Origin of the sequence: Streptomyces sp. NPDC048278 (assembly GCF_040652195.1) — a bacterium.
Lineage (GTDB): Bacteria > Actinomycetota > Actinomycetes > Streptomycetales > Streptomycetaceae > Streptomyces.
Map to the genome: position 1 here is coordinate 1 of NZ_JBEZLP010000045.1, position 13,550 is coordinate 13,550.

11 protein-coding genes are annotated in these 13,550 nt (G+C 71.8%); 1 reads left to right on the top strand and 10 read right to left on the bottom strand.

The annotated features are described in order from the left end of the window. Positions 1 to 443: 443 nt before the first annotated feature. Complete coding sequence (locus AB0D74_RS44320) at positions 444 to 1,451, bottom strand: stage II sporulation protein M (protein WP_362600116.1); 1,008 nt, start codon at positions 1,449 to 1,451, stop codon at positions 444 to 446. Positions 1,452 to 1,614: 163 nt separating this feature from the next. Here AB0D74_RS44320 and AB0D74_RS44325 point away from each other — a divergent pair, with 163 nt between their 5' ends. Then, on the top strand, positions 1,615 to 2,556 hold the full coding sequence (locus AB0D74_RS44325; RefSeq protein WP_362600118.1) for an RDD family protein: 942 nt from the start codon (positions 1,615 to 1,617) through the stop codon (positions 2,554 to 2,556). Between the two features lie 39 nt (positions 2,557 to 2,595). Here the strand turns inward: AB0D74_RS44325 and AB0D74_RS44330 are convergent, their stop codons facing one another. The 9 genes from AB0D74_RS44330 to AB0D74_RS44370 all read right to left on the bottom strand — a co-directional run bounded on the left by AB0D74_RS44330 (position 2,596) and on the right by AB0D74_RS44370 (position 13,504). Continuing rightward, on the bottom strand, positions 2,596 to 3,222 hold the full coding sequence (locus AB0D74_RS44330; protein ID WP_362600120.1) for a hypothetical protein: 627 nt from the start codon (positions 3,220 to 3,222) through the stop codon (positions 2,596 to 2,598). Positions 3,223 to 3,414: 192 nt separating this feature from the next. Further along, a complete protein-coding gene (gene ahcY, locus AB0D74_RS44335; RefSeq protein WP_362600122.1) occupies positions 3,415 to 4,872 on the bottom strand; it encodes an adenosylhomocysteinase in 1,458 nt (485 codons plus the stop codon). Between the two features lie 258 nt (positions 4,873 to 5,130). Further along, on the bottom strand, positions 5,131 to 6,111 hold the full coding sequence (locus AB0D74_RS44340; protein WP_362600124.1) for a cation diffusion facilitator family transporter: 981 nt from the start codon (positions 6,109 to 6,111) through the stop codon (positions 5,131 to 5,133). Positions 6,112 to 6,270: 159 nt separating this feature from the next. Further along, positions 6,271 to 7,422 (bottom strand): mannose-6-phosphate isomerase, class I, encoded by a 1,152-nt coding sequence (gene manA, locus AB0D74_RS44345; protein ID WP_362600126.1) that lies wholly within the window; start codon positions 7,420 to 7,422, stop codon positions 6,271 to 6,273. 231 nt (positions 7,423 to 7,653) lie between these two features. Next, positions 7,654 to 8,781 (bottom strand): SIS domain-containing protein, encoded by a 1,128-nt coding sequence (locus AB0D74_RS44350; protein WP_362600128.1) that lies wholly within the window; start codon positions 8,779 to 8,781, stop codon positions 7,654 to 7,656. Positions 8,782 to 8,849: 68 nt separating this feature from the next. Then, positions 8,850 to 9,020 (bottom strand): Trm112 family protein, encoded by a 171-nt coding sequence (locus AB0D74_RS44355; RefSeq protein ID WP_089102354.1) that lies wholly within the window; start codon positions 9,018 to 9,020, stop codon positions 8,850 to 8,852. A gap of 682 nt (positions 9,021 to 9,702) precedes the next feature. After that, a complete protein-coding gene (locus tag AB0D74_RS44360) occupies positions 9,703 to 11,073 on the bottom strand; it encodes a phosphomannomutase/phosphoglucomutase (protein WP_362600130.1) in 1,371 nt (456 codons plus the stop codon). Positions 11,074 to 11,330: 257 nt separating this feature from the next. Further along, entirely contained in the window at positions 11,331 to 12,947 is a 1,617-nt protein-coding gene (locus tag AB0D74_RS44365; protein ID WP_362600241.1) for an L-lactate permease, read from the bottom strand. 182 nt (positions 12,948 to 13,129) lie between these two features. Next, complete coding sequence (locus AB0D74_RS44370; RefSeq protein WP_359213081.1) at positions 13,130 to 13,504, bottom strand: DUF3499 domain-containing protein; 375 nt, start codon at positions 13,502 to 13,504, stop codon at positions 13,130 to 13,132. Between the last annotated feature and the right edge of the window lie 46 nt (positions 13,505 to 13,550).

Consider the following 13,550-nt stretch of genomic DNA (forward strand, 5'->3'; position numbering starts at 1 on the left):
GGCGTTGACTTTTGGCACGCTGTTGAGTTCTCAAGGAACGGTCGCTTCCTTTGTACTCACCCTCTCGGGCTTTCCTCCGGGCTTCCCTTCGGTGTGTCCAACCTTACCAGATCTGTTTTCCGTTCCGTTTCCGGTCGGAATTCATTTCCGGTGGCCGTTGGAGGGCCTTTGCCTTTTCGATTGCCTTCCGGCTCTCTTTCGGCGAGTCCGACTTTATCAGAAGTTCTTGGCCGGTCTGACCAGCCACTCATTTCTGAGCAAATCGGGGGTGGCTTCAATGTCTCGGAGAGAACTCTCCGTTGTGAAGCAGATCGATTCTAACGATCGGCCCTGAACCTGTCCAGTTCTAGGCAACTGTTTGAATCTACCTCCCCGTCCAACCCGTGTCAACGGGTCTTCCGGGGCGAAGAGGAGACTAGCAGCTCACAGGAGGTCTCCGCACATCAGGCAGCCGTAGGGACGAACGCGCTGCGCTCGGTCTCCTCGAGGTCCCCCGTCTCGCCGGCGCGCGCGGCACGGCCGCCGATGATGAAGACGTAGGCCAGGAAGGCCAGCTCAGCGGCGACCCCGATGCCTATGCGCGCCCAGGTCGGCAGGCCGGACGGGGTGACGAAGCCTTCGATGGCGCCGGAGACGAACAGGACGAGAGCGAGGCCGATCGCCATGCCCACGGCGGCGCGGCCCTCTTCGGCCAGCGCCGCACGACGGCTGCGTGGGCCCGGGTCTATGAGAGTCCAGCCGAGGCGGAGCCCGGTGCCCGCGGCCACGTAGACCGCGGTGAGCTCCAGCAGCCCGTGCGGGAGGACCAGGCCCAGGAAGGTGTCCAGGCGGCCGGCCGAGGACATCAGGCCGAAGCCGACGCCCAGGTTCAGCATGTTCTCGAAGAGGATCCAGAGGACCGGGAGACCGAGGAAGACGCCCAGGACCAGGCACATCGCGGCGGCCCTGGCGTTGTTGGTCCACACCTGTGCCGCGAAGGAAGCCGCGGGATGGCTGGAGTAATAGGTCTCGTACTCGCCACCGGGGCGGGTCAGCTCGCGGAGCTGGCTGGGGGCCGCGATGGTCGCCTGCACGTCCGGGTGGGTGCCGATCCACCAGCCCAGGACGATCGCGATGGCGGTGGATATGAGCGCGGTGGGTACCCACCAGTGGCGGGAGCGGTAGACGGCGGCCGGGAAACCCTGGCCGAGGAAGCGGGCGACATCGCGCCAGGAGGCGCGGCGGGTGCCTGTCACGGCGCTGCGCGCGCGTGCCACGAGCTGGCTGAGGCGTCCGGTGAGCTGTGGGTCGGGAGCGCTGGACTGGATCAGGGAGAGATGGGTGGCGGTGCGCTGGTAGAGCGCGACGAGTTCGTCGGCCTCGGCTCCGTTGAGGCGCCGCTGGCGGCGGAGGAGTGCGTCGAGACGGTCCCACTCGGCTCGGTGTGCGGAGACGAAGACGTCGAGGTCCATCGGGTCTGCCTGCTCCTCGGCTGGTCGTCGACTGCCTGTCGTGGCGACGTCGGGGCGACGTCGTAAGGATGTCTCGCATGTCAGCTTGTCGTACTGCGGCGCGATGCGCCCTCAGCTTGGCAGACTTGCGCTGTACAGGGCAGACCAGGGGAAGGCGGCGGGCGTGAGTGAGCTGGTGACGGGCGAGGCGGTGGCGCTCGAACTGCGTCCCGCGAGGCTGCCCAGCAGGGCACTCGCCCTACTGCTCGACCTGATCGTGTACTTCACCGTGTACATCGGTGTCTCGATCGGCCTGGCGGCGGCCACGGCCTCGCTCGACGACGCCGCGCAGGTCGCCCTGGCGATCGCGGCCTTCCTGCTGGTGCTGGTCGGTGTGCCGATCGCGGTGGAGACGCTGAGCCACGGGCGCTCGCTCGGGAAGATGGCGTGCGGGCTGCGGGTCGTGCGGGACGACGGCGGGCCCATCCGGTTCCGGCATGCGCTGGTGCGGGGCGCTCTGGGTGTGGTCGAGATCCTGATGACGTTCGGGGTCGTCGCCTGTATCGCCTCGCTGGTCTCGGCGCGTGGGCGGCGGCTCGGGGACGTGTTCGCGGGGACCCTCGTCGTGCGGGAGCGGGTGCCCGTCGGGCAGACCCGTTTCGTTCCGCCGCCCCCGCCCTGGCTGGCGGGACGTTTCGCCGAGCTGGACCTGTCGGCCGTTCCGGACGCGCTGTGGCTGGCCGTACGGCAGTACCTGACGCGGATGCAGCAGCTCGATCCGCAGGTCTCGTGGTCGATGGCCGTGCAGCTCGCGGGCGATCTCGCGACGCGGACGGGTACTCCGGCGCCCTCGGACATACCGCCGGCCGCGTATCTGGCAGCGGTGGTGCAGGAGCGGCAGGCCCGGGAAGCCCGGCGGGCCTTCGCTGCCGGCCATGCTTCTGCGTCCGCCGGTGTCCCCGGCGCGTACGCGCCTTCTCCGACACCCGGTACGCCCCCCGGGCCCACACCGGCACCGGCGCACGCACCCGCACCCATGCCTGCCGCGCCCCTGCCTGCCGCGCCCGTGGCTCCGCCTGCGGCGGCGGCCGAGCGGCCGGCCACCGGGTTCGTGCCGCCGGCCTAGGCGCGGTCCGGTCCGGACCGGTCCTCGGGAGCCTGCTGCTCAGTCCTCGGGGGCGGTGAAGGACGTCGGCGGTGACCGCAGGTCCTCCAGCTCGATGCCGGGGGCGGCCAGGACCACGTCGCCGGCGAGGTGCACGGGGTGCTGTTCGCCTGTGTCCAGGGCTGTGACCTGGTATTCGTCCACGGTCAGAGGGCCGTTGTCAGTGGCGTGTGTTTCTCTTTTCAGCAAGGCCCAGGACTGGTCCAGGGTGCGCGGGGCGAGGACGGGGTCCGTGAAGGCCACGAGGCGTACGCGGGTCGCGGCGGCGGAGGGAGTGAGGCGCAGGAGACGGGCGGTGGCGATGAGGAACGCGGGGGACGTACCGGTGAAGGCGTGGGCGCGCACATTGCCTTCGGTGGCATGGGTGCCGGTGGGGTCCGTACGGACCCAGGTGACACCGTCGAGGGCGGCGCCACGGACCTGCCAGCCCCCGGCGTGGAGTTCCAGGCGGATGGGGCGGCCGAGGTCGTCGAGGGCGAGATCGACGGAGCCGCTGTGGTCACCGGAGGGGGTGGTCACTTGGGAGACATAACGCCAGCCGGAGGGGCCGGGGGCGCACTGGAAGTGTTCTTCGCCGAGGGGGGTGTGATCGTGCGGATCGTGGAGCGAATACCGGCCGCGGGGCATGGGGGTCCTGGGGCTTGACGGGTCGTGGGTCCGGCGCTCGGACCTGTGGTACGGCCGCGCGGGCGGTCGACGGGCCAAAGGGGCAGGCCCCCGGCACGGGGGTGCGGGGGCCTGCCTCGGCGGAACGGCGGACCTGCCGCCGGGAGAGCGCGTCGGTGCACGGGTGCGCTTCCCGGTGGGCGGGTCTCGGACTCAGTAGCGGTAGTGGTCCGACTTGTACGGACCGTCGACCTGCACGCCGATGTAGGAGGCCTGCTCGGGGCGCAGCGTCGTGAGCTTCACGCCGAGCGAGTCCAGGTGCAGGCGGGCGACCTTCTCGTCGAGGTGCTTGGGCAGCGTGTAGACACCGACCGGGTACTCGTCGGGCTTGGCGAACAGCTCGATCTGGGCCAGGGTCTGGTCCGCGAAGGAGTTGGACATCACGAACGAGGGGTGGCCGGTGGCGTTGCCCAGGTTCAGCAGGCGGCCCTCGGACAGGACGATGAGCACCTTGCCGTCGGGGAAGGTCCAGGTGTGGACCTGCGGCTTGACCTCGTCCTTGACGATGCCGGGGATCTTGGCGAGGCCGGCCATGTCGATCTCGTTGTCGAAGTGGCCGATGTTGCCGACGATGGCCTGGTGCTTCATCTTGGCCATGTCCGAGGCCATGATGATGTCCTTGTTGCCGGTCGTGGTGACGAAGATGTCGGCCTTGTCGATGACCTCGTCGAGCGTCGTGACCTGGTAGCCGTCCATCGCGGCCTGGAGGGCGCAGATCGGGTCGATCTCGGTGACGATGACGCGGGCGCCCTGTCCGCGCAGGGACTCCGCGCAGCCCTTGCCCACGTCGCCGTAGCCGCAGACGACCGCGGTCTTGCCGCCGATGAGGACGTCGGTGGCGCGGTTGATGCCGTCGATCAGCGAGTGGCGGCAGCCGTACTTGTTGTCGAACTTCGACTTGGTGACGGCGTCGTTGACGTTGATCGCCGGGAAGAGGAGGACGCCGTCGCGCTGCATCTCGTACAGGCGGTGGACGCCGGTCGTGGTCTCCTCGGTCACGCCGCGGATCTCGGAGGCGAGCTGGGTCCACTTCTGCGAGCCGTCCGTGATGGTGCGGTGCAGGAGTTCGAGGATGACGCGGTGCTCGTCGGACTCGGCGGTCTCCAGGCCGGGGACCTTGCCGTCCTTCTCGTACTCGACGCCCTTGTGGACGAGGAGGGTGGCGTCACCGCCGTCGTCGAGGATCATGTTGGGGCCGCCGGTGGGGCTGTCCGGCCAGGTCAGCGCCTGCTCGGTGCACCACCAGTACTCCTCCAGGGTCTCGCCCTTCCAGGCGAAGACCGGGACGCCCTGCGGGTTGTCGGGCGTGCCGTTCGGGCCGACGGCGATGGCGGCGGCGGCGTGGTCCTGGGTGGAGAAGATGTTGCAGGACGCCCAGCGGACCTGTGCGCCCAGGGCGACCAGGGTCTCGATCAGGACGGCGGTCTGCACGGTCATGTGCAGGGAGCCGGTGACGCGGGCGCCGGCCAGCGGCTGGGTCTCGGCGTACTCCTTGCGGATCGCCATCAGGCCGGGCATCTCGTGCTCGGCGAGGGTGATCTCCTTGCGGCCGAACACGGCCAGGGAGAGGTCGGCGACCTTGAAGTCCTGTCGGTTGTCGACAGTCGTCATTGCGAGCTGCTCCTCGGGTTGGGTCGAGGGTGGGTACGGCTGGTCTGCGCGGCGGCGGACACAGGAGTGCCCGAGAAGAGGACACAGGCATGCCCGCGTGCGCGCAGCGCAGTCCGTCGGAGGCCCTCTCTCCCTCGGACGGTCCGTCTGGGACCGCCCGACCGCCATCAGCAGCGACGTCTGGCTCCGTCCCAAGCTACACCGGAGGAGCGGGCCGTCCCCAGTCCGCCTCCGAACAGATCACGCCGTTCGAGGGGGTCAGTGACCGGCGGGGTGGGGGGCCGGGCCGCCCGGGGTGGCTTCCGGGTCGGGGCCCTTGGCGGCCTCGGCCTCGTTGTAGATGTCGGGTTCGAGGTAGATCACGCGGGCGATGGGGACCGCGGTGCGGATGCGGGCCTCGGCTGCGTTGATGGCCTTGGCGACCTCGGCGGCCGTGTCGTCGTGCTGGACGGCGATCTTCGCGGCGACGAGGAGTTCCTCGGGGCCGAGGTGGAGGGTGCGCATGTGGATGATGCCGGTGACGGTGTCGCCGTCGACGATCGCGGCCTCGATCTTCCTGACCTCGTCGACGCCGGCGGCCTCGCCGAGCAGGAGGGACTTGGTCTCGGCGGCGAGGACGAGGGCGATCAGGACGAGCAGGACGCCGATGCAGACGGTGCCGATGCCGTCCCAGACGCCGTCGCCGGTGAGGACCGCGAGGCCGACGCCGAGGAGGGCGAGGACCAGGCCGATGAGGGCGCCGAAGTCCTCCAGGAGGACGACGGGCAGTTCGGGGGCCTTGGCGCGGCGGATGAACTGCGACCAGGACAGCTTGCCGCGCAGTTCGTTGGACTCCTTGATGGCCGTCCGGAAGGAGAAGCCCTCGGCGACGACGGCGAAGACGAGGACGCCCACCGGCCAGTACCAGTGCTCCACCTCGTGCGGGTGGCTGATCTTCTCGTAGCCCTCGTAGATGGCGAACATGCCGCCGACGGAGAAGAGCACGATCGAGACGAGGAAGGCGTAGATGTACCGCTCGCGGCCGTAGCCGAAGGGGTGTTGCGGGGTCGCCTCGCGCTGGGCCTTCTTGCCGCCGATGAGCAGCAGGAACTGGTTGCCGGAGTCGGCGAGCGAGTGGACGCCCTCGGCGAGCATCGAGGAGGAGCCGCTGAACGCGAACGCCACGAACTTCGATGCCGCGATCGCGAGGTTGGCGCCGAGTGCCGCCACGATCGCCCTGGTGCCGCCTGACGCGCTCATGTGTTCGCGGTGTCCCTTCTCGTTCTCGCCGTCGTCCGTCTACGCCGTCCGGGCGTGTACCCGTCCGGGCGTGTCCCCGTCCGGGCCGGTGCTCGTCTTTGCCCGTGCTTTGCCGGTGGGCCATTCTTGCAGCCCGGTCCCGGGCGGGACGCGGGCCCCTCAGACGATCACCGTGGCGCGGAACACCGTGCCCGCGCCGGACACCTCCGCCTTCTCGCCCGCGGGGACGAACACCGAGCGGCCGGGGGCCAGGTCGTACCCGCCGACGTGGACCGCACCGGCGGTGCAGAGCAGGATCTGCGGGGTGGGCAGCGTCAGGTCGTGGGCGGCGGTGCCCTCGGGCAGGACGTAGCGGGAGAGCCGGAACTCGTCGATCGGCGTCTCGTAGACCTCCTCGCCGTCCGGGGCCGCCTCGGGGCGCAGCACACCGGCGTCGCCCGCCTCGAAGCGGACGACGCGCAGGAGTTCGGGGACGTCGACGTGCTTGGGGGTCAGGCCGCAGCGCAGGACGTTGTCGGAGTTGGCCATGATCTCGACACCGAGGCCGTTGAGGTAGGCGTGCGGGATGCCGGCGCCGAGGAAGAGGGCCTCGCCGGGCTGCAGGCGGACGCGGTTGAGGAGCATGGCGGCGATCACGCCGGGGTCGCCCGGGTAGTGGTGGGCGATGTCCGCGTAGGGCGCGTAGTCGCCGCCGAGGCGGGTGCAGGCGGCCGTGGCCTCGGCGACCGTGCGGGCCATCTCCTCGCGGTCGGCGCTGAGGATCGCGGTGAGGACTTCGCGCAGGGCGGCTTCCTCGGGGTGGGCGCGCAGCAGGTCGACGTACGGCTTGAGGGAGTCGACGCCGAGGCCGTCGAGGAGTTCGGCCGTCTGTTCCGGGGCGCGGAAGCCGCACAGGCCGTCGAACTCGGTGAGCGCACAGATCAGTTCGGGCTTGTGGTTGGCGTCCTTGTAGTTGCGGTCGGGGGCGTCGACCGGGATGCCGCGCCGCTCCTCGTCCTCGTAGCCCTCCCTGGCCTGGGCCAGGTCGGGGTGCACCTGGAGGGAGAGCGGGGCGCCGGCGGCGAGGATCTTGAGCAGGAAGGGCAGCCGCGGGCCGAACCTGGCGACAGCCTCCTCGCCCAGTTCGGCCTTCGGGTCCGAGTCGATGACCTCGACGAGCGTGCCGCGCGCGGTGCGCGAGGGGGCGCCGGGGTGCGCGCCCATCCACATCTCCGCCTGCGGCTCGCCGCTCGGCTCTGTCCCGAGCAGCTCCGGGATGGCGGTCGGGGAACCCCAGGCGTAGGGGCGGACGGTGTTGTCGAGGAGGTCCATGACTTCTCTCTGCCGGTTCTCTCTGCGGGCGGGGGGCGGACAGGGGTGCGCGGGGCACGCGCACGGGGCACGGGACCCGGGGCGCGCGGGCAACGGGCGTGGGCACGGAGGAACGTGGTGCGCCGTACGGTCGTACGACGGCCGCGTTCACCGTGTGTTCCCCCACCGGTACGCCTTCGGTACGGCCCTCAGGTCGTCCGTCGTGCGTGGGGCCCGGTGCCGGTGTCCACCTCAGGCCCTCGAAGCGAGCGTCAGGTAAACGGCGGCGAAATCCGTGACGGCGATCAGTTCCGCCAGGGTCTCCAGCTCGTCGCCCGCCTCGGGCTCCAGCTCGCTGATCGGGGTGTCGTGACTGAGGGCGAGGTCGCGGGCGGCGGGAGCTGCGGTGAGGCCGCCGAGGGGGCGGTCGCGGAGCAGTACCACGCGCGCGTGCAGCGCGGGCGCCTCGTCCACGCGGTCGCGGAAGAAGTCGTCGGGGTCGGCGCTGGCGGCGAGCGGGCCGGCGAGCAGGGCGGTGTGGGCGGCCAGGGCTTCGGGGAGTTCGGCGACCAGGGCGGGGCGGCCGGCCAGTTCGGCGAGGGCGGCGGCGAAGCGGCGGCCGGCCGGGCCCGCGGAGTCGCCTTCCGTCCAGACGACGGGGAGCGCGTCGGCGAGTTCCGCGGCGAGGGTCTTGGCCGGGTTGCTGTAGGTCACGATGGCCGGGCCGCAGCGCTCGGCGATCTGGTCGAGGCGGTCGGCGACCTTCTCCAGGGCGTCCGGCGGGGCGGTGAGCAGGCCGACGCGGTCGAGGAGCGCGAGCAGCGGGGTGAGCAGGGCCCACAGGACGCCCGGGGAGGAGCCGGCGAGCGGCTCGCCGTGGTCGTACGGGGCCGTCGCCATCGGCATGAACAGGCCGTGGGCGCCGGCCACCGCCTCGGCGAGCGGGGTGTCGGCGGGGGCGACGGCGGCGACCGAGCAGCCGCGTCGGTAGGCCTGGTCGGCGAGGAGGGAGAGGCTGGGTTCGGTGCCGTCCGGGGTGGCGATCAGCAGCAGGTCGACGGAGCCGGCCCAGCCGGGGAGTTCCCAGCGCAGGGCGCCGGCGGCCGGGGCGACGCCGGTGGGGGCGAGGCGGGTGACCGGGCTGCCGGGGCCGGCCAGCGTGCCGAGGAGGTCGGCGGCGTGGGTGGCGGCTACGCCGGGGCCCGCGATCAGGACGGCGCGCGGGCGGCCGTCCGGCTTCAGCTCCTGGACACCGGCCTCGGTGGCGTGCCGGGCGGCCGTACGGACGCGGGCGCCGGCCTCGGCTGCGCCGCGCAGCAGACCTCGGCGGTCGGCCTCGGCGAGGTCCTCCGGGGTGTCGAGCAGCGTTTCGTCGAGCATGGAGCGGCCTCCGGTTGCCGGGGTCCTGATGTTCCGCGGTTGTCGTGCTGACGTGCCTTGCGTACTGCTTACGCCGGTCGGCGGGCCTCGTCGACGAGGAGGACGGGGATGTCGTCGCGGACGGGGTATGCCAGGCCGCAGTCCTGGCCGGTGCAGATCAGCTCGGCGTCCTGCTCCTTGAGGGTGGCGTGGCAGGCCGGGCAGGCGAGGATCTCCAGGAGGCCGGCTTCGAGCGGCATGGGGGTTCCCTTCGGGGGTGGATGTTCGCGTGCGGTCAGGTTACCGCCGGTGGGGTGGGTTGGGCTGGCCGCGGGTGACGGCCGACCGCCCGCCGATGTGACCGCCCAGGGGGCTCCGCCCCCTGGACCCCCGAGACCTTCGCCCACCCACCACCCGACTCGGTCGATCGAGAAGCGAGGACGGGGCGATGCGCGCCGACTCGGCCGACCGGGAGGCGCCCTGGACACGGGGCGGCTCGGGGGCCGATGGATGCCCGGGGCGCCGGGCGGCGCGGAGGCCGATAGGTGCCCAGCGCGCCGGGCGGCTCGGCCGGTCCCATCTGGGGCCGACGCGTACCCGGAGCCCCAGGCGGCTCGGCCGGTCCGATCGGAGGCCGACGCGTACCCCGAGCGCCGAGCGGCTCGGAGGCCGATAGGTGCACGGCGCCTCGGGCGGCTGAGGCCGGTGGGTGCTCGGCGCCTCGGGCGGCTCGGAGGCCGGTGGGTGCTCGGCGTCGCGGGGCAGCTCGGGGGCCGGTCGTGTCCGGGGCCCTGGGCAGCTCGGAGGCCGGTCGGGGTCCGGGGTCCTGGGTGGCTCGGGGGCCGGTCGGGGTCCGGGGTCCTGGGTGGCTTGGAGGTCGGCAGGGCTCCGGTGGGAGGTCGATCGGGTCGTCGGGGACGGAAGCGGGTCGGAGGGTTGGGGTCAGGACCTGATGAGGGCCAGTACCTCGTCGCGGGTTTTGGTCATCGTCGCCTCGTCCTTTGCCTCCGCGTTCAGGCGGAGCAGGGGTTCCGTGTTGGAGGGGCGGACGTTGAACCACCAGTCGGCGGCGGTGACGGTGAGGCCGTCGAGGTCGTCGAGGGTGACGTCGTCGCGGTCGCCGTAGGCGGCGCGGATCGCGGCGAGGCTGGCCTGCTGGTCGGCGACCGTCGAGTTGATCTCGCCGGAGCCGGTGTAGCGGTCGTACTGGGCGACGAGGGCGGAGAGGGGGCCGGACTGGCCGCCGAGGGCGGCGAGGACGTGCAGGGCCGCCAGCATGCCCGTGTCGGCGTTCCAGAAGTCCTTGAAGTAGTAGTGGGCCGAGTGCTCGCCGCCGAAGATCGCGCCGGACCTCGCCATCTCGGCCTTGATGAAGGAGTGGCCGACGCGCGTGCGGACGGGGGTGCCGCCGTTCTCCCGGACCACCTCGGGGACGGTCCAGGACGTGATCAGGTTGTGGATGACCGTGCCCTTGCCGCCGTTCTTCGCCAGCTCCCGGGCGGCCACCAGGGCCGTGATCGCCGACGGCGAGACCGGCTCGCCGCGCTCGTCCACGACGAAGCAGCGGTCCGCGTCGCCGTCGAAGGCCAGGCCGAGGTCGGCGGACTCCTCGCGGACGCGCTGCTGGAGGTCGACGATGTTGGCCGGGTCGAGCGGGTTGGCCTCGTGGTTCGGGAAGGTGCCGTCCAGCTCGAAGTACATCGGGACCAGGGTCAGCGGCAGGCCCTCGAAGACCGTCGGGACCGTGTGGCCGCCCATGCCGTTGCCCGCGTCGACCACGACCTTCAGGGGGCGGATGGAGGCGAGGTCCACGAGGGAGCGGAGATAGGCCGCGTAGTCCGTCAACGTGTCGCGGGTGGTGATCGTTCCCGGCGTGGCGGCCGGCTCGGGGGCGCCCTCCTGCAACCAGCGCTCGGCCAGCTCCCGGATCTCCGTCAGGCCCGTGTCCTGGCCCACCGGCGCGGCTCCGGCGCGGCACATCTTGATGCCGTTGTACTGCGCGGGGTTGTGCGAGGCCGTGAACATCGCGCCGGGCAGGCCGAGGGCGCCCGAGGCGTAGTACAGCTGGTCGGTCGAGCACAGGCCGATCTCGGTGACGTCGACGCCCCGGGCCGCCGCGCCGCGCCCGAAGGCACGGGACAGCGCGGGCGAGGAGGGCCGCATGTCGTGGCCGACGACGATCGCGGCGGCACCGGTCACCTGGACGAACGCGGCACCGAACAGTTCGGCGAGCGCCTCGTCCCACTGATCCGGAACCACTCCGCGCACGTCGTACGCCTTCACGATCTGCGACAGATCAGCTGCAGCGGCCACAGGCCAACCCTCCTGGAATACTTTCGGTCGCCCCAAACTACCTGCCCCGGGTGAGGGTCCGACGCCGGATCCCCCGGCGGTGGCGACGGCGGATGGGACAGCGGGCGCGCCGCGGACTCCTGGCTGTGATCTGCGGAGATCCGACGTGAGCGAACTCGAACGAACTCAAGCGGACTCGGGCGAACTCGGGCGATCACTGTCGAGCGCAGTGGTCGGCGGAGACAGGTAAGAGTCGGAGGGCGCCGGCCCGGCCGGGTTCACGGCAGCATCCAGCCCAGCACCGGGCCGCTCTGTGCGACCACGATCAGGCACATCACCAGGAGCAGCCCGAGGCTCCACGGCAGCACCCTGCGGAGCAGGTCGCCCTCGCGGCCGGCGAGGCCCACCGCCGCGCAGGCGATCGTGAGGTTCTGCGGGGAGACCATCTTGCCGAGGACGCCGCCGGAGCTGTTGGCGGCTGCCAGGAGTTCCGGGGAGAGGCCCGACTCGTGGGCGGCGCTCACCTGGAGGGCTCCGAAGAGGGCGTTGGCCGAGGTGTCGGAGCCGGAGACGGCGACGCCGAACCAGCCGAGGACCGGGGAGAGGAAGGCCAGGCCCGCGCCCGCCGCCGCCACGAAGTGGCCGATGGTCGCCGCCTGTCCGGAGAGGTTCATGACGTAGGCGAGGGCAAGGACGGACGTCACGGTGAGGATCGCGAACCTCAACTCGCGTACGGTCGCCGCCCATTCCGCGACCGCCGCGCGCGCGTGGACGCGCAGGACGGCCGCCGTGGCGATGCCGGCGAACAGGACCAGCGTGCCGCCGGTGGAGACGACCGGCCAGGTGAAGAGATTTCCACCGACCGGTTCGCCCTTCGGGTTGACGACGTCCAGGAAGGGCCAGTCGTAGACGCGGTTCGCCTTCGCCAGCCAGTCCTTGACCGGCGGGATCTGGGCGATCGAGAAGACCGTGACGATCAGGGCGTACGGGGCGTAGGCGCGCAGGACTTGGGGCCGTTCGTCGCGCTCGTCCAGGTCGGCGCTGCGGGCGCCCGTGAGGACGGCCGCGCGGACCTCCTCGGCCGCCGGCACGCGTGCGTGCGGTACGGCGAGCAGGGCAGCGGTGCCGGCCAGGGCGGCGCAGATGTCGGCGAGTTGGGCGGAGAGGTAGTTGGAGGCGGCGAACTGGGCCGCGGCGAAGGCGATTCCGCACGCCAGGGCCGGTACCCAGGTCTCGCGGAGGCCGCGTACGCCGTCGACCAGGCCGACCAGCACCAGGGGCACCACCAGGGCGAGGAGCGGGGTCTGGCGGCCGACGACGTCGGCGACCGAGTCCAGGGGCAGGCCGGTGACCTGGGCGAGCGTCACCACCGGGGTGCCCATCGCGCCGAAGGCCACCGGCGCGGTGTTGGCCACCAGGGAGACGACGGCCGCGCGGACCGGGTCGAAGCCGAGGGCGACGAGCATCACCGAGCAGATCGCGACCGGGGCGCCGAAGCCGGCGAGCGCCTCCAGGAGGGCGCCGAAGCAGAAGGCGACCACGAGGGCCTGGATCCGCGGGTCGTCGGAGAGTCGCCCGAACGAGCGACGCAGGACGTCGAAATGGCGGGTACGGATCGTCATCCGGTACACCCACAGGGCGTTGACGACGATCCACAGGATGGGGAACAGGCCGAACGCGGCGCCTTGGACGGCACTGGAGACGGTCTGGTCCAGCGGCATGCGGTAGGCGAGCCGTGCGACGAGGACGGCGGCGAGAAGGCCGCTCAGGCCCGCCAGGTGGGCTTTCATGCGGACCCCGCCGAGCAGGACCAGGACGATCAGCAGCGGCAGGGCGGCGACGAGGGCGGACAGGCCGAGCGAGCCGGCGACGGGTTCCAGTTCCTGGACGTACACGGGCGCCTCCCCGGATTCCGGCATGCGGAAAGCGTTTTCCCGCCGACGGTCACCCGGAATGGTCGTGTCCGCGACAAGGGCGCGTCAATGGGTGTGCGGGAAGGAACGATTCATCGCCCTACAGGGCCCGTGAAAGACATCTGCTGAAAGACCTCTACGGGACGTCGGCCGCCGTCGCGCCGTCAGTTGTCCGGTGAGCGCAGTACCCGCAGATGGCCGCGCCGGGCGACCTCCATCGGGTCCGCGCCCCGGCCGCCGCCGCCCGCCTGCGCCGCCCGCTCCTGGGGGCGGGCCGCCTCGCGCACCGCGTTCGCGAGCGCTTCCAGGTCGTCCCCGCTCGGACGCGCCGGAGCGGAGCCGTCGAGGAGCCGGACGACCTCCCAGCCGCGCGGGGCGGTGAGGCGCTCGGAGTGCTCGGCGCACAGGTCGTAGCAGTGGGGTTCGGCGTAGGTGGCGAGCGGGCCGAGGACCGCGGTCGAGTCGGCGTAGACGTACGTCAGCGTCGCGACGGCGGGTCGGCCGCAGGCGGTTCGCGAACAGCGACGTACAGGGCTCACGACGTTGGACGGTACCGCACTCTTGAGCGGGCCGCGACGACTCTCC